Source organism: Haloplanus vescus (assembly GCF_900107665.1).
In the GTDB taxonomy this organism is placed as follows: domain Archaea; phylum Halobacteriota; class Halobacteria; order Halobacteriales; family Haloferacaceae; genus Haloplanus; species Haloplanus vescus.
Window position 1 is genome coordinate 1 of record NZ_FNQT01000008.1, and the last position, 18,782, is coordinate 18,782.

Here is an 18,782-nt window from a genome sequence, read left to right on the forward strand (position 1 = left end):
GGCGTAGACGTGGGTGTCGAAGTTGGCGTAGACGTGGGTGTCGAAGTTGGCGTAGACGTGGGTGTCGAAGTTGGCGTAGACGTAGGTGTCGAAGTTGGCGTAGACTCACCATCAAAGACTCGACTTTCGAAGAGAATAGCAGAACGACCATTCGAACGCCACACAACCGATAAATCGCCACTTGGTGCTCCTGAAATCTGACACTCTGTTCCCGGTCGCACTGTCGAAACCGTCATATCGCAAGCTTGTCCATTGGTACCGGCATAGTTGCCTAACGAGCCGTCCAATTCGGATACAATATACAGATTTTCTCCGTCGAGGGTCTCCCCACCAGTATGTGTGAGGACAACTGTCGTTCCGTCTTGGTGCATCTGAAAGGTTACCAGTGGTTCACCTTCGTCCCAATCGTCAACGACCCCAAGTACAAACGTACCGATAGTAGCCGCCAGTATAACCGTCACTGCAACCATGAGTATCGTCCCGATCACCGGGGAAACCCCTCGTTCATCACCAAATCCGAGTAGTGAAGGAAAGTCAGCAGGGAACACTTGTTTAGCCGAAAATCAGACTAAACTGCTTAAAGAGTGTCGGGTTGATTACGATTGGGGGATAAGATACAATCGTAATGTCTCCTGCTGCTCAACCAAACTCAGAGTCTACCCAGTTAACTGAAATCAGTTCCCATAGCACGTCTCCAACCACTGGCAAGAGGCCTTGTCTGGAATTCTACCAATATTCCAGAGCTAGCTACTGGTCGTCCCGCTATTTCTGAATATGGGCGTTATAAACAAACTCTCAACTTAGTGCAGGGATGTGGGCGACTCATAGATCGCCATCGGTCACGAGGTACGCGACGACTTCTTATTGAGAAGTGGGTACGGAGGTCAAGAGCTTCCGCGCCGGTATCAAGAGGGACGCAATGATTACCTCACGAAGAATGGGTAACGGTTCGCACGGCTCTACCACGAGAACCACGACATGGAGGTGAGAGCAGACGGCACGAACGCCTGATCCTGTAGGTTCGGTCCGATGTTACGAGCGATGGAATCGTTCAACGAGTCGTTCGGCGAACTGTTTGGCTGTCCGGAATCGATCGTTTGGATCGGGCTGCATTGCCTGCTGGATACAGTCGCCGACGCCACTAGGGAGATCGGCAAGTTCCTGTGGCGGGGTTATCTCGCCGGCTGCGAGTGCGTTCGTGTATGCCTGCTGGTCATGGAACGGTTCGCATCCGGTGAGCAACCAGTAGGTGACCGCACCTAGCCGGTAGACGGGGGTAGTTGAGGCAGCTTCGTTCTGGAGCTGTTCCGGTGCCATGTATCGACTTCCAGTCCGCTGGCCAAGTCTGTCCCGGACGCGTCGTTCGATACCGGGACTTGCAATCCGGGCCGAAATCGAGCGCGCTGACCCAGACCGATCCAGCCTGGTATCGATATACGAGCGGTCCCGCGTCGACTCGGCCCTGCTAATTATGACGCGCGAAGGGGCGAGCGTGGTCCGGTAGATGCTCCGTCGCTGAGCTTCTTGCAGTACGTCCGCCAGCTGCGTGAGTATCCAGAGTCGCTCCTCCATTGATAGTTCTTCCCGGCATGTCGACAGCGGTGTGCCAGTGGCGTCGTAGATCACCCACGCTGAGGGATCAGCGTCTCGTTCGTGGATCGGGACGACTCCACTGTGACTCGCGAGGTCGGTCCAGTCGTCAATGGCGGTCCCGAACGCGTGGAGAGCAGTTCGGTGATCGTCGAATTCAGGATCTAGGACCCAGATCTGAGCAGTGTCACCCTCCCAGGGGGTCTCATACTGGTGGAGGATGCCCTCTGTGTCGATAGTTTGTAGCCGGGTGATATCAGGGACAACTGGCGCAATCGAACTGATTGCAGTCATTGAACTGTCCTCAGGCGTGGAGGGTTCTCCATCGTCGTCCGTGCCGTCTACGGCAGTAGTCTCCGATCCCGGTGCCGGGTGTTCGACGCTCTCGGGGAGTGGCCCGCGATTGAACCGAACCCCCGACTGAGCGATCTCGTTCCGAAGGAAGCGGTGGTCGCGCTTTGTCTCGAGAGTCCCGTCGCGCGTGTAGAACTCGACGGTCTTGAAGTCAAAGCGTTCTAATACAAGTTTCCCGAGTTGAAAGGCGGTACTGGTCGACCCGGCGGTCTGGAACACGAAGTGGTCATCTTTTGGGACGACAACCCACTCCCTGAGCAGGTCGCTGTATTCAACAATTAGTGTCTCGAAGCTCGGGTTCCAGTACAATCCACCGACACTATTGTGTGTGTCCCATCGGACCAAGCACGGGTACTGTCTCCGCTCCATCGTTGTCCGGGCCTGCCGCATCGCGTCCATCCGATCCTCGTGCGTGCCGAACGTGCGGATTTGCTCTTCGATAGCATCCTCTGTCGGGTAGTATTCGCGGATGATCCACCTGTTGTCGCGTTCGATTACCTCAAGCGGCTGGTGACACGGCGGTGGTTCAACAGTCCCAAATGAGATATCGTCCGCTTCACGCTGTCCCATGGTTAGACCGATTATCTACCTATTTCTAAAGCCTATGCACGAGAGTATCAGAGAACCCTTCGCAAGATGGTGTTTTCACTTTTTGATTATCTTGTGCAGTACCCCGGGACTTGTCTCCAAGACACTCGCCTTGCTCATCTATAGAATGAACCTGCGAACAGAGTTCTAGATTCCCTATCAGGAGCTGGTAAGATCTGGAGTCCCGTGTAAGATATAGAATATATATTTCTTCTATCGATCCGTATGAATTACGCCGAAACTGAGGGATTTCGGCTAGAACGCAATCTCAGAAGGTAGATGAGAATAATGAGCGATTGAACAACAAATAACTCGGTTACAGTATCAAGTACAAAGTGGAGTCGTGGGAGGTTCAGTAGAGTCGTGACTCTCTACGCTATCCGATAGAACACCACCGATCCGTCCCCGGTTTCGATTTCTTTTGTGCTCACAATCCCCTCCTCGACGAGTTCATCAAGGGCCTCGTCAACGTCATCGATAACCATCGTCGTGGCAGTGACGTTCCCAGCAAGGTTGATCAGGCCATCAGCGAGTTTACCGAGCGGGTTCTGTGTCTGATTCATCAGCGCGGGCGTGAAATCAGCACCGAGCACAATCTCGCGCTCGGTGAAGGCCGTGTCTGGTCGTTCACTCAGAAACGAGGTGATGAGGTCTTTCTCGGTCTCAATGGGGCCTTCTTCGTCGTTCGAAATGGGGTCGGCACCGCTAGTTTCGACAGTCCCCGCCTCGAATTCGTCGTTAGATATGGGCATTCGTGCGTGTTGTACAGAAGGCCACGATAATTAATTGTCGGACACCGTGGATCTTGGAACTTAACAGACGCAGGTGCATCCGTTCTGCCGGGAACAGCGGGGAAGCGACTGATATGCACGCCTACCGATCGACAAATTCACTCTATTTGATGGGAAATGAACAGTACCGTCATACTGAATACATCCACTATATCTTGCACGCTACTCCTGTGAGAATCTGGGGATGCCAATAGAGACAGCCACTGAGAATCCCATTAATTCGGCCTTGTTGAAATCCTTTGTATATGACAAGTTTTGACTTGTGCCGGTCAATACGCAGAATAGCCTATGAGCCAATCAACACACATGGTTGACGACGGGAACGAGACGAGAACTGACTCGAAACAAATGAGAGTGCACCTCATCCTCGTAGGAGTAGGAGCGCTGGCGACAGGGATGTGGAAGTTCGTTGCCGGCGATCTCGTGACCGCCGGGTCGCTGTTCGTGATCATGATACTCTGTGTCGGGAGGTTCCGTTCCGAAGCTGTTTGCCGATGGATGGACAGTCATCCGAAGACAATACTTGTTGGACTCATCGCTGTGGCTACCGTCGCCATCCTCTCCGCAATGCCATGATCGAGCGAAGAAGGGGAAAGCCATTAATTCTGAATGTGGGAGTTCTCTTATAGTCTCCTACATTCAAGTGGCTGTGAGGTGTGTCTGTTTTTAAGCAGAGGTTCGATTCATGTCCCAATCTGAGGATTCCAACATTCGAGCCAAAGTCTGGCTCGAGCCCGACCAGGTCGAACAGCTTCGAACGGCATGTTACGACGACCAATTCGCTGGATATCTCCAGCAGCGTAATGAGGCAATAATCGCACTCATGTACGATACGGGCTTGCGTGTCGGCGAACTCATCCAAGTCGACGTCGACATGTTGCGGGACGGGAACAGCGATCTCTACCTTCCAGGGCACGTCCAGAAGGACTATCCGAACGATAACAGTCCGAACGCGGTAACGATCGATCTCGCCGGCGAAGTGGCGCGACTCCTCAGCTCGTATCTCACGAATCGCTGGAAAGACACTGAGGCGCTCTTCCCCAGCCGGAAGGCCGACCGGATCACGACGCAAGGGGTCCGGTACATGCTCGGTGACGTTGCCGAAGCGGCCGGTGTCAAGCCTTGGAACGTCGATGGATCACAGGGGGAACCCAGCGATGTAACTCCCCACGCTCTCCGCCACAGCGTCGCCTACCGGATGTTGAACGCTGAGGAGGGGAACACGCTCTACGACGTCCGGAATCGTCTACGGCACCGAAGTATCCAGACGACAGAGCGGGTCTACGACCATTTCCGCCGGGTCTGAAGCCCGGAAGTATCGGTCCACCGCACGACATCGATAAATCGTATATAGGTATACGAAACTTGTCGTGACCGTGACGCCAGAGTGATCAACCTCTCGTTCCAGAATCCGCTTTCTCGAACGGAATAGGAGTAATTCATATAATGTATGAATCATCTATATGGAGCGAAGGCATGTCCCGAACCACCGCTACCATCCCAGACGATCTCACCGATCTCATGGAGGGTGCCATCAGAGCGGGCATCTTCGAAAACAAGAGCGACGCTATTCGCCACGTTCTCCGCGAGTACTTCGAGGAGAACCAGAACGCACGGATTGCAGCAGCCGTGACGTTGTACGAAGACGGTGAGATCACACTCGGAACGGCTGCCCGGCTTGCCGGCCTCAGCCGGTTCGAGATGCGCGATACACTGCGAGAAGAAGGTATAGAGCTACGGTTCGGGCCTGAAGACATGGATGCCGCGAGAGATGAGATCGAGGCCGCCCGCAACCTCGAATGACAGGGCCACCGACAAACGCGACAGTTCTCAACACCACGGCCCTTTCGAACTTCGCTCAGGTCGATCACGTTGAGTTGCTGCTAGACCTGCCCCGCCTTGTGACAGTGGCTGCTGTTCAAGAAGAACTCGAGGCTGGGGCTGAAACCCACCCGTACATTGAACACGCGCTGGCTATCCTTGGAGAGGAGATTCCCGTTATCACGCCATCTGTGCCGGCGCAGAAGTTGGAAGAGCAACTCCTCGAATCATTGGACCCTGGCGAAGCACAGGCCCTAGCTATTGCCGAGGTCGCCGACGGGATGATCGTCACAGACGACGGTGATGCACGAACGACCGCAAGACAGCGCGGCATAAACTTGACCGGATCCATCGGTCTCTTAGTACGGTTTGTCGAAGACGACCATATCTCAGCAGAGACCGCCGACGAGTATCTCAAACGCTGGATCGACGAAGCTGGGTTCCGGTCGCCTGCCCGTGATTTCGATGTTTTCCTCGAAGAATGAACGGCCGAGGATGGTGATCTAAGACAGTTATGTACGCTAATCTAGTTTAGATATCTAAGAGGTCTTCGACGTCTTTGCCAGTGAGTCCAGCCTCAACAACAGCAGGATAATAGTCCCTATTTTTCTCTAGTGCTTCGCCGTGTTCACGCTTGTACCGGGCGTTCAGCTCGTCAAATCGGATATCGAGGTCTTGCCGAACATCTTCTGGAAGGTACATCAGAACACTCGGTCGGTCTTTCACTGACTTCTCGGAGTCTGTCGATTGTGCTGTCTGTGAGGTCATATCGGTCTTAGATGTATTATCGGTCTTATCAGTCTTAGACTTCATATCTGGTTTATCGGCAGTATCACTCTCGTCTGTCTGTTCCGATTCGAAGCGCTTGGACAGACGCTGTTCGACGTCACGTCCACGGTCGTCCCTGTCAGGCATTGGTCTTCTCCTGAAGTTGCTCGAGGTCCGCCGCCAGTTCCAGCAGCGCTCCGGTCTGATCGCAGTCCTCGGCGTGAGCGAACATGGAGACACCGTTGTTGAACGCGCGCTTGATTGCGGCCCGACTGCGGACCTCAACGATCGGGATCCGCTCTCCGAAGGTATCCTCGAACCACTCCAACATCCCCTTCTGCTCATTGTCGAGTGGGTAATCAACGTTAGAGACGACGAGTCCGACTTCCTGGATTCGCGTCTCATAATTTTCTTCAAGTGTGTCGATCTGTTTGAACAGGAGATCGAGTGCCCGGATGCTGGTGTCCTCCGCCTCGGCGGGAATCAACACGTGCCGACAGGCGAGCAGTGCATTGTCGGTGAGAATCCCAAGAGACGGAGGACAGTCAACAACGACGTAGTCGTAGACGTCGATATCCTCCAAGAGCATCGACAGGCGTTCCCGTCCCCGCATCGACGAGACGAGTTCCTGCTCCAAATTGAACATATCAATATTCGCGGGGAGGACATCGAATTCCTCGTGATGAACGACTAGTTCGTTGAGAGCGTGGTTTGCCGGGTCAAGAAGCGCGTCGTAGAGCGATGGCGGTTCCGCAGTGTAGGTATCGTCAAATCCGACCCCACTAGTCAGATATCCCTGCGGGTCAAGATCAACGAGAAGAACCTCGTGGCCACGATCAGCGAGGGCCCCTGCTACGTTGATCGCGACAGTGGTCTTGCCGACACCTCCCTTCTGGTTTGTCACAGCGATCTTTGTGGTCATAGCACTCTGTGCTAGTTGTGCTATCTAAGACATCATAACTTTACGTCAGACAAATGGATTGGGCTGGGAATCCAGTAGGAGAGCACCGACAACCAGTTGTGGCAACTCAAGAAAAGAACGCCACCAGTAGAGGAAAGGGAATTCGCTCGCTTAGAGTATGACACGGGAACTTCCGATGAGTACTGATCCGACCTCTGCCGACGACCTACCAACTGGGACGACAATCACGCTAACTCGGGAAGATGAGTGGTGGGTAGCGAAAGAGGAAGAGACTGGCGTCGTCAGCCAAGGTAAAAGCCGCCAAGGAGCCCTTAACAATCTTGATGAAGCACTCCAAGGTTACCACGGAGAGGGTGAGCCCACGAGTGAAGACGAACTCCGCGAGTTAGGGATTGATCCGGAGCAGAACACGTTTGGATTGCTCAATGACTCGGAAATCTTCGATTGATGGTGACTGTCGTACGCGCTACTCACTCAAGAAGTTCGTCCAATAGCAGTATCGCCCATTCCTTTTCCAACAGACGATTAGCGTTCCCACAGTGCGGAGAGTGAATACACGACGGACAGCCGCCGTCGCAACTACACATTTTGATTGTCTCTCGAACCTGTGCAAGCAGCTCACCCAATGACTCGAACGCTGTCCGGGTCAGCCCAGCCCCACCAGTATAGCCATCGTGGACGAAGATCGTCCCGTTGACCGTTTGTGGATGCGATAGGATCGACAGGCCACCGATATCCCGCCGGTCGCAAAGGACCTCCATCGGGAGAAGTGAAATGAGCGTGTGTTCGATAGCGTGGAGTGCCCCCAGATACTCCTCGTCGTCGTCAACACGCGATAGTAGCCGATTCTCCACTGAATCAGGAATACTCAGGTGGAAGCCTGTCGTCCGCAATTCCGATGGCGGAAGTGGATCCTCAAACGACTTCTCGACAGGATTGTCGTCATCAGGATACTCGAAATGGAGATATCCCGTCACGACCTCTTTGACAGTCATTTTTGAGAGTGTCGCACGAAGTTCACCGCCATCAAGTGCAAGGGTTTCTGTCGTAATCGTATCCTGAAGCGCGACTTCTTTCTCTCGGATCGCCTTCGTGATTTCATTAGTCGATGTCGACTCTAACCATGCCGTATCAGCGTTCAAATCCAACTCTTTGACACGGTATTTCTGCTTCTGATGGACATATATTGACTCAGGATGAGCATCTCGAACTGCGGCGGTATACTCTAACGATACGAGGTGTTCATCACGGTGGCGGTCAAGGAGGTCAATCTCACGGGTGTCGATATCGCGGATATCCGTGTTCCATTGGACGTTGGAGTCGGTCGCACTCCACCGCACCTGCTGTTCATCGGTACGCTCAAGCCGACCAGCCTCTTCGGCGGTCGTAATCACGTCAGGAAGCGCGTCACCGAAATGTGACTCATCGGCAGGTGAAAGGTAGTGATCGGCGGCAGCGCACACAACATGATCTGGGAGGATTTCATCATTAGCTGGATTGACTGCAGCGCGCTCGGCACCACCGTCGAACAGATCGTCCGGATTGCCAAGCGCATGCTGATCAAGCGGATTATCGCTGCCGATCAGGAAAATCAGACATTCATTATTCCCGCGCCCGGCTCGACCAGCCCGCTGAAATGTTTGCATCCGCGTGCCGGGATACCCATCAAGTAGCACTACATCGAGGGCTCCAATATCAATCCCCAATTCTAACGCATTCGTACTCCAGACACCCATTGCGTCACCGCCTCGAAGTTTCGCTTCCAGTTCCTGTCGGCGGTCGTCATCCAATCCAGCGTGATAGGCATAGACGTCATCTGCAAGCTCCCGTTGGCCGCGCTTTCGAAGGATCGCATCAGTCCATTCGGCGTTTTGCTCAGCCCCTTGCCGGGATTCCGTGAACACGAGCGTTTGGTAGCCTTTCCCGACGAGATCAGCTAACAGTCGAACGCTCTCGGCGTGATTCGAGCGACGCTCACCCCCGCCAACGTCGACGGGGTCGCTGATAGAAAACGGGCTCTCAGCTGTCTCACCGTTCGTTTCGGTACTGGGATCTGGAGTCGATGTCGGCGATGTCTCGTGAGTATCGGATTTCGTTTGTGAATTGCCACCATCGGTTGTCGTTTGCTGATCGCGAAGGGCTGCTTCCGGTGGACGGTCAGCTTCGATATCACGGGGTTCGTCTCGGATAGCATCGTCCTTCAGCGGTGGATTCCAGAAGACGTAGTGGCGGTCGCCACTACTGCTCGTATCCTCGTCAATGAGAGTATAGCTATCTATTGGCTGGCCTGTGACTTCCGCTGCATGCTCGATGGGATTTCCAATCGTAGCTGAGCAACAGATATAGTCCGGGTTCGCTCCGTAATGTTCGCACAGTCGATTGAGTCGTCGGAAAATGAGTGAGGCGTGGCTGCCGAAGACACCACGATACATGTGGATTTCATCGATAGCAACTGTCTCCAATTGCTGGAAGAGCCAGCGCCAGTGGCGTGGACTATGCGCGTATGGAAGCAGCGAGTAGTGAAGCTGATCAAGCGTAATCAGCAAGACATCCGGTTGCGACTGTCTGAGCTCTTTCCGGCGGCGTGTCGAGACATCGCCTGTCTGAACACCGACGGATGCAGAGGCATCGAATCCAAGATTGCTGGCCATCGTCCGGAACGTCTCTTCTTGATCATTGATGAGGGCACGATACGGTGCAATATAGAGGGTCTTGCCCTGATGATCGATAGCGCGTTCAAGCGCTGGTAAGACATACGTTAGCGTCTTCCCTGAGGCAGTTGGCGTCGCGACTACAGCGTTCTCGTGAGCGCGAACCGCATCGATTGCGTTCACTTGATGCGCATACAGGTGATCGATATCCTGTGCAGAGAGTGCACTAGCAACAGGAGGAGCCACTTCGAGATCGCGTGTCACAGCCTCTTGACTGCCAACGACTCGGTAGTGAACGGTCTGGTCCGCGTAGTAACCCCGGTCAGTAATCCAGGAAAGCGTGTCGGAGACCGGTGGAGGGCCGTCACGCATGGTACTGCAACCGAAGATACCTACGCTCAAGAAGTTGTTGAGCATCAGAGATGAGAAATACTTATTTATGAACACATATTGAGTTATGAATAATGAGTGGAACAGAACAATCAGATAACTCTGAAAAAGAGATCGTCGCCGTCACGAAACACGGGCAAGCGACCATCCCGAAACGGTTCCGCGAGAAGCTCGGGATCGAGGCTCCCGGGAAAGTACTGTTCCGAGAAACCAAGGACGGCGACGTGATCGTCGAACACGTCCGCTCGCCAAGCGAGATGCGTGGCTTCGCCGCGCGTAACAAGGCGACAACCGATACGCCGGCCTCAGAAATCCTCCGCGAGAAGCGTGACGAAGACCGCAACGAACGCGACGCACAGTTCCCGACAGAGGAGTAATGATGATCCCCGACCGCGTCGTCTTCGACGCTGAGCCGCTGATTGCACATGCAGATGGCGAACCCAGGAGTGAGGTGGTTGAAACGTATCTCGACGCTGTCGCAGCCAAGGATACTACCGGCTTTGCTAGCTATGTGAACCTCGCTGAGATCCGGTACACACTCGCCCGGAAGTACGATCGGGACACCGCCGACGAGTATCTCGACTGGCTTACGGACCTCGGTATCGAGCCCGTCGACGTCAGCAGCGCTTGGATGGACGCCTCAGAGTACATCCTCCAGTACAATCCGGCGCTCGGGGACGCATTCGCGCTGGCGACCGCCGAACACATCGAGGCGACACTCTTGATCGGCGGCGACGATGACTACGACGACATCTCTAACATCCCGATAGAACGGTTTCGAGAGGGGTCAGCGTAGCCTCAGACTGGTTGGCTTTCCGATAGAGATTGTTGTGTCAGTACACTCTGACGGATTCATTTGTATCTCTCGGGGAGAAGTGAGGAGAGTCGGAAAGAGTAGTGTGGAGTGCTCGATCAAACTCTGCGCTTGCCTGTCTGAACTCTCCTCAAGGAGACCTATGATACGAACTCGACCACAGTCGGCAACGAGTACCGAGAAGCCACCAGAGACTGCCCTCGTCCTCTCGTTTACGGGAAGTACTGATGAACAGAAACGGCGTGTCCGATATCTCGCCAGTCCGGGAGTAGAGACAATGTGGCGGGTCGAAGAACGCCGTCGTGGTGCTGACTGGCAGATTGTCGATGCCGAACCCATCGAGGAATTGCAACTGAATTTCTCGGACTCGGCTCCGAAGCCAGAGCGACATGCAGATATCACCGTATGACCCAGCCGTCAGCATCCGTCGACTCGGAGAACCTCATCGCAACGACTGATTTCCAGCGATCGGCGGGGCAGCAACCATACGGTGATCGAGCCCATATCCTGTTCAAGTCTGATGGACAGTCGGCGCTCCAGGACGTGCCGGTAGCAAGTTGCTGTCCGAACTGTGGTGAGGCCGTCACCCTCTACGAACGCGGGCTCCCCGCGTCAGTTCCACACTTCGATATTGCTTGCGAGCAGTGCGAGGTCGACCTCCGAACATGGTGTGTGGTTGCTGTCGACGCCGCATATCTTCAGATCGTCAAGCCATCGACACTCACGGCGATGGTGCAACGATTCTGGGACGACTGGCTCTGGAGCGGGATCACGAACAGCAAGGACGAACCGCGGAACGATGAGTATACGAGTCGGCTCGCAACGAAGGCGACAGCGTTCGGCTGGGACTGGGAAGTCACCTGCCCGCTCTGTCGACGCTCGGTCACAGAACTCGAACGCACATCAGCAATAGCCGGTGGCAACCTCGACTACCACCACTGGTCGCATAATCCGGACCGCGGGATCTGTCTCTGCCGAGAATGTCACGACATCATCGGCTTCGATACCTACGATACGGAACTCGAAGAGCGAGCGGCATCGTGGGGCTTCGACTCGCGGCATGATCTCCAGATCATCCGGCTTGCGCTCCGTGATGCAGCAGTAACAGCTCGTCCAGTTGGGCCATGGTGTACAGCTGATCTCGTCAGCCGATATAATCTTCCCTGGTCTACAGCCCGTATTCAGGAACTGCTTCGAGCTGTCGAGAGACATGAAGAGCTTCGTCAAAGATTCGTCGACGACCGGTTAGTCGCCGGTATCGACCGGTAACCGCAGTAGTACAGCAATTTTGGATCTCTCCGGTGATTGATACCGTCCATAACGACCACTTTTCATCCTTCCCCACCCCCCTCTTCTTGCCCCCCACCCCCCTTACCCGGTATTCTCGAATTACATCAAGATGGAGAGAGGGGAGGGGGAAGGGGGGAGAGGGGGAGGGGGGGGTATACGAACTGCAACGAGCAACTGATACCAAAGGATCTGGCGGAAAATCAATCTCGAGTCAGATTTCCACAGTTTCACCCTATTATATCGATAGTTAGCAACACAATAGTGCGTTTTATCCCCCACCCCCGGTAGGAATAACTGATTTCCAGATTAAATGTTATATATTTAATGTATTATTTTTTATGTTTACTGCAGTAATCCCAAATTTGGTTGCTATGTTGTACGACGAATATTAGGCCGCTGGACCGGTTAAGAGTCAAAGATTCGTCTCCAATCTTACTATTTTGTCACCAGATAAGGATGGAAGTCGTCTGAGCTAACAGATATCAACCGTTTCAGGATCTCTCTAATTTCGTCTCAGGCAGTAGTCCCCAAATTGGCTGCTATGTTGCATAGCGAATAATCTAACTTCCAAGGGAGGGGTAACTCTCTGCTGATGGATCCCGACGACATCCGTGCACCCCCAGCATCAGAGGAGGATGACCTCCTCCCCTCATCGAATGAAACGTACCGTGAAGCAAGGCGTCGCGACCGAGGTAAAGATTGGCATACCCCCTTTGAACATGGGGCCCAACCTGACCATCCAGGTATTGAACACGCAATCTACGCACTTCGTTACTTCAAAAATAAACTCGCTCCAGACACCGACCTGCTTGACAATTGGGAGGAGCTGGATGACAAGCAGCAGCGCTGGTATTGTGCTGGCCTGCTTAAATTACATTTTGACGACGATTATCGCAGTCTTGAGGACAGGCTTACGAAGTGGTCACAAGTTGCTGGCGAAGCCGGATTTAATTCTCAGGATATTCCACATTATTCAACGTTCTCACGACATCTTCGCGATCTTGATGAGGAAGTTCTCGCTAAAGCTGCTCAGCGAGCCAGTAACGCAGCACTCCATCAACAACTTGCCGGAGGAACTCCTTTTGATCTACTTGGGACTAATCCATCGAAGCCCCGGTCATACTATGAACTTCTTGGCAAGGACTGGGAAGTTAGTATGGACAAAAAAATGACGGAGGCTACCGAAGCTGTTGCTGAATATCTGGCATTAACTATTCCTCATCTTCGCTTTGATCGTGACCAGATGGCCCCCAATTTTCAGTACCCCATTCAGAGCTTCTACCAGCTCTTAGCCCACCTCGCTCTTGAGGACTGCTACGCGGAGAATGGAGCTGAACTCCTTCGGTGGCTCTCAGACGACGATATCGACATCCCACCGCCTTCAACGGTTCGCACATACGCAAAGCAATATGGCGTTGAACAGCACGAAGAACGGTTCTTTAATGCCACGTGCGCACTTTTTGAACGAATGGGATTATCCCCCCAAGATCAGGTTCATTTTGCTTACGATATAACAACCGACCCGTGGTACGGAAAAGAAAACAGGTGGGTGACCGGATCGGTACCAGAAGACAATACCAACCAGTTCTGGCACTATGCAGTCCTGTCGATCGTCCCCTCTGATCAGAATGAAATCAATCTTCCTTGTCGGAATTATATCCTTGGGGCAACACCAATCAAAGATCGTACCGAGATCGCTGAGGCACTCGACCGGATGCTCAACCGAGTACAATCGAATCTTGATCTCGATCTTGGCCGTATCTATCTTGATCGCCAAATGTATCAGGGGGGTGTTGTCACAAAGTGTCGGGAACACGGTCTTAATTGGGTAATCCAAGCTCCGAAGAAGGGGGAAGCCAGAGAACTAATCAGCAAGACTCCCCTTAGCAAGAAGACGAATAAGAGGACAGAAGTTGACTTCAGTGATTTAGACTACAGTCACAGGAATGTCAACCTCTTTGTTTCTCGTCTTCACGAAGATGAGATCGGACGTGATGATCTGTCGTTTACTCCCTCAACAGAAATAACCAACTTCGACGACGCTGACAACAGTGACCGAACAAACTCGTCCCAGCAGGATTCCTCTTCCTCCAAGCAGCTCGGCGAATACGGTTTCGACACGCCAGAGCCAACGGAGGAACCCACTACTTCTGATGAGGGTGAACAGGCTCGTGGCGTAGGTGATCCGGATACACACAGTGCTTGGATTACAGATCTTGATATCGAAACTCGAGATATTCGAGGGCTTGCCTACCAATTCCGCAACCGATGGAAAATCGAGACCGCGATCCGCCAGCTAAAACACGATTTCCTGGGCCAGTGTGGCTCAAGCGACCGTCGGGTACGAGCGCTGTACATGGGAACCGCGCAATTGTTCTTCAACTTCTGGGTGGCTCTTAATCGTGAGCTTCCTCACCGTCTTGGCGATCCCGAAGGGTTCCGGCTTACCGGCCAAGAGATCCTCCATGCGGTCCGCGAAGCCGATGTTGAGGCCGCAAAAACCGGTGGATCCAATACTATCATCTGACTACGACAGGTTCACAAGAGCTTCCGATCTATGTAACCTAGCGCGTCAAGTCGATATGCAACGGGTACTGTCCCATCCATACGTAGTCACTCGGAAGCAAGATTGAGAACATAGCTAGAACAAGTACTTTCACTCCGGTCGCCCGACATATAAGTTACAGAGCGTTCTATCTGGCTTGAGGGGAGAGAGTTAGATCCGTCGCGACGGGCTAACTCGGAAATAGTGTCACACGCTCCCCTCACCCCCTGAACAGAGAGCGAGATCGTGAGAATGGCACCCGATAATCGACAAGCAGTACTTGGAACCTGCTCGTTCTGCGGCGACAACGTCACAGAAGGGTATGTGATTCTTCGCTATGAGACGACCGCCGGCGAGCCGGGGGTCTGGGCCGAATGCCCTGGTTGTGGCGAGGTCGTCGATCCCACTAATGCTCAGTAAAGACTTCTTCTGGCAGGTCATCAGACAGAGGCCCTCATCAACAGCGCTCCACGAATGCCGCCACTGCGGATACACTATGGAGAGCGACACCGGGGAATGTCCGAAGTGCGGCTCGCGAGAAATCGCCTCCTACGACCTCGAGTGATCAGTGTGTAGCTCACAGTCGTCGAGGTTCTGCTCTCCTTATGTATCATTTGGGAGCGAGTTGGATTCTAATTGTTACAGCTTCAACCCCACGAGGGTTCGTCTGAAACTGCTCAACGACTCGCCGACGCGACCGCCAGTCGGGGCTTCAACCCCACGAGGGTTCGTCTGAAACAGGAGCTCCGACTACGAGTTCGTCGATTTCCCGTGGCTTCAACCCCACGGTGCGTGTCTTGCACTCTCCTCTCTCTGAATCGGGGGATCGAATCGATCAGTACAATTCACTGCACCGTGTCGTTTTGCGTCCACAAGTGGCAGGATATCGAGGAAGTACGACGCAAACCCGTACTGGAGTTCGCCATCCAACCAGAAGCCTCTCAATACAGAATCTTCCAAGTCTCTGGCGGCGACCGTCTTGATGACTAGTTGGACGTTGCCACTATTTTCGAGGTTGACACTGGAGGAGGTCTTTCGGAAATCGAGTACTCGCGGTTCCCAATCGCCTTCCTCGCTGCCGAGATAGCTCTCGAATTGCGGACTGGTGACCGAGATGTCCCGCGTCAAGTGGAGACGAGATTCCGCGATAACCACATCATCGACCTATACTCGAGTTAGTTTTGTAGCCATACACGACTTGTATATAAATTCACTTTCACTGAACTTTGCGTCCCTTTTTGTGTTCGTTGTGTGAACGATAGGCTACATGCTCTCCCGCTACAGAGGTGAGTCATCCGAGTGCGTGTAATGGTCCATCTGTCCGCACGCGCGGATGCGGCCTACCAGAACGATTACCACCACAAGCTGCGCGGCCGACTTTGGGACGCGCTTGAGGGAACCGCCTACAACGAGCGACACGATGACGGCGAGCCGCCGGGATTCACCTACTCGAATCCATTTCCACCTCACGACATGCAGGAAGGCGACGATCGCAAGTTGCTAGTCGCCGCGCCAGAGGAGAAACTACTAGCCAATATCGCCGCCGACCTGCTTGAAGAACGGGAGTTGAACATCGGCGAGATGCCGTTCCATGTCGATAATGTGACTTCGCTCGAACCGGATGTCGGCGAACCCGGAACACGCGGAACGATTGAAACTGGGACTGGCCTCCTCGTTCGAATTCCCCCGTGGCGATGCGAGGAGTACAACATCAACCATCCCGGCGGCGACACCGCCGTCTTCTGGCGACCGGAACACTCGATGGAGCCGCTCCGCACGCAGCTTGAGGCCAACCTCGATCAGAAACACGACCGCTTCGCACACGGCCACTTGCCGGGGCCGAGTGATGTCGACGGCAATCTGTTCGACGGCTACGAACTGATCAAGACGTTCGCCGTCCCCGTGACGGTGACTGAGGGCCAAGAGATGACCTACGTCCTCAGCAAGTGGCAGTTCGAGTACACGGTTCGTGATGACCACCACCGTCGACATCTCAATCTCGCGTTGGATTGCGGACTCGGCGAACGGAACTCACTGGGACTCGGCTTTGTAAATATCACGGACAAAACGCGACCCGGCGAAAGCGAATTGGAGGGAAGGGATGCTTTCGCCTGACGAGTTTCGAGAGAAGTACCCGGCTGACGAACTGGAAGCAGAGCTACCGGATTCCCCGATCGGATCGCTTCGGGATCTCCAATACCTCTACGGCAAGCTCTACACCCTTGCTACGACAGGTGGCGGTGAGTATGCTCCGTATCTCACGCCCGATGCTGCCGGGGATCTCTTGGACACCGATGATAGCCTGATCGTCGTCCGCGTAGACGTGTCTAATGATGAGCCACGGTTAGCCGACGATGACTTCGGCCCCGTACAAGTGACGAGGTACAGTAACGAGCTGATTCAGCAGGTTGGCCACTGTAAATATCCGGCAGCCCGTGGGATTGATCACAGCGTAACTCACCAAGCCGGTCGAAATAGCGATCCAGAGAAGCTAGCCCGCTACGCGAAAGAACGGCTGACGAAGTGGGCTGTCGACGAAGTCGTGAGGAAAGCTGCGGACACCCACGCCGACGGTTGGATTATCGAACGACTAGCCGAGGTTGGTGAAAACGAGGATGCACTCGAAACGATCGAGGAGACAATCACGCGGAAGCTCGGTGGCGAATCCGCCACATCGTTGTTAACGGTTCGAGTGAAAACTGAATCAGACGGAGACTACCAATGGCCCGGTGAACTCGACGTATTCAACGAGGCGATGCGCCAGCGGAAGCTCTCGAAGCTCGTCACGAAGAACAAGGCTGACGACTCGTCTGGAGAAGCGACTGATCTCGTTACGGGACGTCCTGCCCGGACAGTTGGAACGTCCGAAGATCCGCAGAATTACTTCCTCGGCAAACAGCTCGAGAAATTCCCTGGGCTCGACATCGAAGAAGCATGGCGTTCACATCCGATTTCGGAGGATGCCGCGATCACCGTGATGAACGCTGAGACATTCGTCGAAGCTTGCACTTACCGGACGTTCGGTGCGAAGGTGTACTACCTACCATACGTATTCGGTCGGTCGGCGGCTGAAAAAGTGCATCGGCTGTACGAACTTCTCTATCGATCTGTCGAAGAAGAGGAAACCACGCCAATCGAAAACGCGTATAAAAGAGAACGCGAGAAAACTATCGAAGAACGCGACTTCCGATTCTACGTCTCTGCAGTGATGCCACATCAGATGTCACGGTACGATGTTTTCGGGGAAACACTGAACGGCCGACTCCACTACCCGAAGCAACTGGCAATTGCACATAATGAGTTCGTAAAGACCGTCTCGGCACTCAACAGAGACCACTACACCGACTGGACGGCACCCTTACCGACCAACCAGAATTGGGGGCTACTCGAAACAAATGACGAACAATTGCACGCGATCTCGACTGGCTGGTATTTCAGACAGACCTTCGCCGAACGTGATGACGACGAAGCTGACGCTGACGATCCACGCATCGAAGCCCTCGTTAGCGTGTTGAGCGGCCAAGCGATTGCCGTTGATGTCCTGCTTGAAGAGTATGTGACCCGGATCATCGACGACGAAACTGATGACGAGGAATACGAAGGATTCCCGTCGTTCCTTGTGGCTAGCCAGTTCGCTCAACTCTGCGTGCTCGCAGATGAACGCCTCAATCTGTTGGCGACAGCGGATCCCTCAAAAGAACAGATTACGCGAGAACCAACATATGACACTGACATCATGCCATCACTAGATGAGATTCCAATCGCGGACGGGGGCGATCCTGCCGCGTCGAAACTCGAATCGTTCATCAACGAAACGCCCGCACTGTCGCCAACCCACGACCGCGATCCGGATTCAGTGACGAGCCAACGCCGCGGGGCGTTCCTCCTCGGCGCTCTCGTCGGCGACATCGGAAGCTATCAGGAGTACAGCGAGGATCGGTCGACGACACTTGTCGACCAGTATCCGGTCAAATCGATTACTCGATCACGAATCAAAAAAGTCACCCAAGAGACGGTCGCCAAGACGCTGACTTACACGCGGCAGGAAAAGAAACAGCAGGGAGGCTATCCCGGCACGAAAGCAGATCACATCGTCGACCGACTTCGTGAGACAATTCTCAAACCCGATCCGGAAGAGTGGGAGATCGAAACTGATGATCTCCGCTTCTACTACGCCCTTGGTGTGACGTATGGGATGAATGACCACCCGTGGAACCGAGAGGAAAACGATGCCGACGAAACCGAGGAGGAAAACTAA

19 protein-coding genes and 1 pseudogene are annotated in these 18,782 nt (G+C 53.9%); 14 read left to right on the top strand and 6 right to left on the bottom strand.

Annotated elements, in window-relative coordinates; all coding sequences use genetic code 11:
- Window positions 1-201 (top strand): hypothetical protein (locus BLU18_RS15145; RefSeq protein WP_245697964.1); only part of this gene is annotated, 201 nt, incomplete at its 5' end.
- A gap of 143 nt (window positions 202-344) precedes the next feature.
- Here BLU18_RS15145 and BLU18_RS15305 read toward each other — a convergent pair.
- From BLU18_RS15305 to BLU18_RS14325, 3 genes and pseudogenes are all read right to left on the bottom strand, one after another.
- Window positions 345-470, bottom strand: a pseudogene (locus tag BLU18_RS15305) (type IV pilin); the annotation flags it as partial.
- Window positions 471-1,032: 562 nt separating this feature from the next.
- On the bottom strand, window positions 1,033-2,514 hold the full coding sequence (locus BLU18_RS14320; protein ID WP_092636098.1) for a serine/threonine-protein kinase: 1,482 nt from the start codon (window positions 2,512-2,514) through the stop codon (window positions 1,033-1,035).
- Window positions 2,515-2,903: 389 nt separating this feature from the next.
- A complete protein-coding gene (locus BLU18_RS14325; protein WP_092636100.1) occupies window positions 2,904-3,284 on the bottom strand; it encodes a hypothetical protein in 381 nt (126 codons plus the stop codon).
- Between the two features lie 345 nt (window positions 3,285-3,629).
- Between BLU18_RS14325 and BLU18_RS14330 the strand changes: the two genes are divergently transcribed.
- From BLU18_RS14330 to BLU18_RS14345, 4 genes are all read left to right on the top strand, one after another.
- Window positions 3,630-3,899: a hypothetical protein gene (locus BLU18_RS14330; RefSeq protein WP_245697963.1), complete on the top strand. Its 270-nt coding sequence runs from the start codon at window positions 3,630-3,632 to the stop codon at window positions 3,897-3,899.
- A gap of 109 nt (window positions 3,900-4,008) precedes the next feature.
- Window positions 4,009-4,629, top strand: coding sequence for a tyrosine-type recombinase/integrase (locus BLU18_RS14335; protein WP_092636104.1), 621 nt, complete (start codon window positions 4,009-4,011; stop codon window positions 4,627-4,629).
- A 170-nt stretch (window positions 4,630-4,799) separates the two neighbouring features.
- A complete protein-coding gene (locus tag BLU18_RS14340; protein ID WP_092636106.1) occupies window positions 4,800-5,126 on the top strand; it encodes a DUF7317 family protein in 327 nt (108 codons plus the stop codon).
- Window positions 5,123-5,629 carry a PIN domain-containing protein gene (locus BLU18_RS14345; RefSeq protein ID WP_092636108.1) on the top strand — a complete coding sequence of 169 codons (507 nt, stop codon included), beginning with the start codon at window positions 5,123-5,125 and terminating at the stop codon, window positions 5,627-5,629. The genes BLU18_RS14340 and BLU18_RS14345 overlap by 4 nt, the downstream gene beginning before the upstream one ends.
- Before the next feature lie 46 nt (window positions 5,630-5,675).
- On the opposite strand, the gene BLU18_RS15070 is transcribed toward BLU18_RS14345, so the two are convergent.
- A complete protein-coding gene (locus BLU18_RS15070) occupies window positions 5,676-6,059 on the bottom strand; it encodes a DUF8160 family protein (protein WP_218124123.1) in 384 nt (127 codons plus the stop codon).
- Window positions 6,052-6,834, bottom strand: a complete 783-nt coding sequence (locus BLU18_RS14355; RefSeq protein ID WP_092636110.1) for a ParA family protein — start codon at window positions 6,832-6,834, stop codon at window positions 6,052-6,054. The genes BLU18_RS15070 and BLU18_RS14355 overlap by 8 nt, the downstream gene beginning before the upstream one ends.
- A 175-nt stretch (window positions 6,835-7,009) precedes the next feature.
- Here BLU18_RS14355 and BLU18_RS14360 point away from each other — a divergent pair, with 175 nt between their 5' ends.
- Entirely contained in the window at window positions 7,010-7,282 is a 273-nt protein-coding gene (locus BLU18_RS14360) for a type II toxin-antitoxin system HicB family antitoxin (RefSeq protein WP_092636112.1), read from the top strand.
- 22 nt (window positions 7,283-7,304) lie between these two features.
- On the opposite strand, the gene BLU18_RS14365 is transcribed toward BLU18_RS14360, so the two are convergent.
- On the bottom strand, window positions 7,305-9,902 hold the full coding sequence (locus tag BLU18_RS14365; RefSeq protein ID WP_218124124.1) for a DEAD/DEAH box helicase: 2,598 nt from the start codon (window positions 9,900-9,902) through the stop codon (window positions 7,305-7,307).
- Between the two features lie 47 nt (window positions 9,903-9,949).
- On the opposite strand from BLU18_RS14365, the gene BLU18_RS14370 reads away from it, so the two are divergent.
- The 8 genes from BLU18_RS14370 (at window position 9,950) to cas8b (ending at window position 18,782) form a co-directional block, all read left to right on the top strand.
- A complete protein-coding gene (locus tag BLU18_RS14370) occupies window positions 9,950-10,252 on the top strand; it encodes an AbrB/MazE/SpoVT family DNA-binding domain-containing protein (protein ID WP_092636114.1) in 303 nt (100 codons plus the stop codon).
- The gene (locus BLU18_RS14375; RefSeq protein ID WP_092636116.1) at window positions 10,252-10,671 is read left to right on the top strand and encodes a PIN domain-containing protein; all 420 of its coding nucleotides are present in this window, start codon (window positions 10,252-10,254) and stop codon (window positions 10,669-10,671) included. Before BLU18_RS14370 ends, BLU18_RS14375 begins: the two co-directional genes overlap by 1 nt.
- 423 nt (window positions 10,672-11,094) lie before the next feature.
- Entirely contained in the window at window positions 11,095-11,958 is an 864-nt protein-coding gene (locus BLU18_RS14380) for a hypothetical protein (protein ID WP_092636118.1), read from the top strand.
- 613 nt (window positions 11,959-12,571) lie between these two features.
- Window positions 12,572-14,506, top strand: coding sequence for a transposase (locus BLU18_RS14670; protein WP_143025284.1), 1,935 nt, complete (start codon window positions 12,572-12,574; stop codon window positions 14,504-14,506).
- Between the two features lie 270 nt (window positions 14,507-14,776).
- Window positions 14,777-14,944 carry a DUF7837 family putative zinc-binding protein gene (locus BLU18_RS15340; RefSeq protein WP_449272130.1) on the top strand — a complete coding sequence of 56 codons (168 nt, stop codon included), beginning with the start codon at window positions 14,777-14,779 and terminating at the stop codon, window positions 14,942-14,944.
- Window positions 14,934-15,089, top strand: coding sequence for a hypothetical protein (locus BLU18_RS15000; protein WP_176791265.1), 156 nt, complete (start codon window positions 14,934-14,936; stop codon window positions 15,087-15,089). The genes BLU18_RS15340 and BLU18_RS15000 overlap by 11 nt, the downstream gene beginning before the upstream one ends.
- A 743-nt stretch (window positions 15,090-15,832) precedes the next feature.
- Window positions 15,833-16,639: a CRISPR-associated endoribonuclease Cas6 gene (gene cas6, locus BLU18_RS14400; protein WP_092636126.1), complete on the top strand. Its 807-nt coding sequence runs from the start codon at window positions 15,833-15,835 to the stop codon at window positions 16,637-16,639.
- Window positions 16,626-18,782, top strand: a complete 2,157-nt coding sequence (cas8b, locus tag BLU18_RS14405; protein ID WP_092636128.1) for a type I-B CRISPR-associated protein Cas8b/Csh1 — start codon at window positions 16,626-16,628, stop codon at window positions 18,780-18,782. Before cas6 ends, cas8b begins: the two co-directional genes overlap by 14 nt.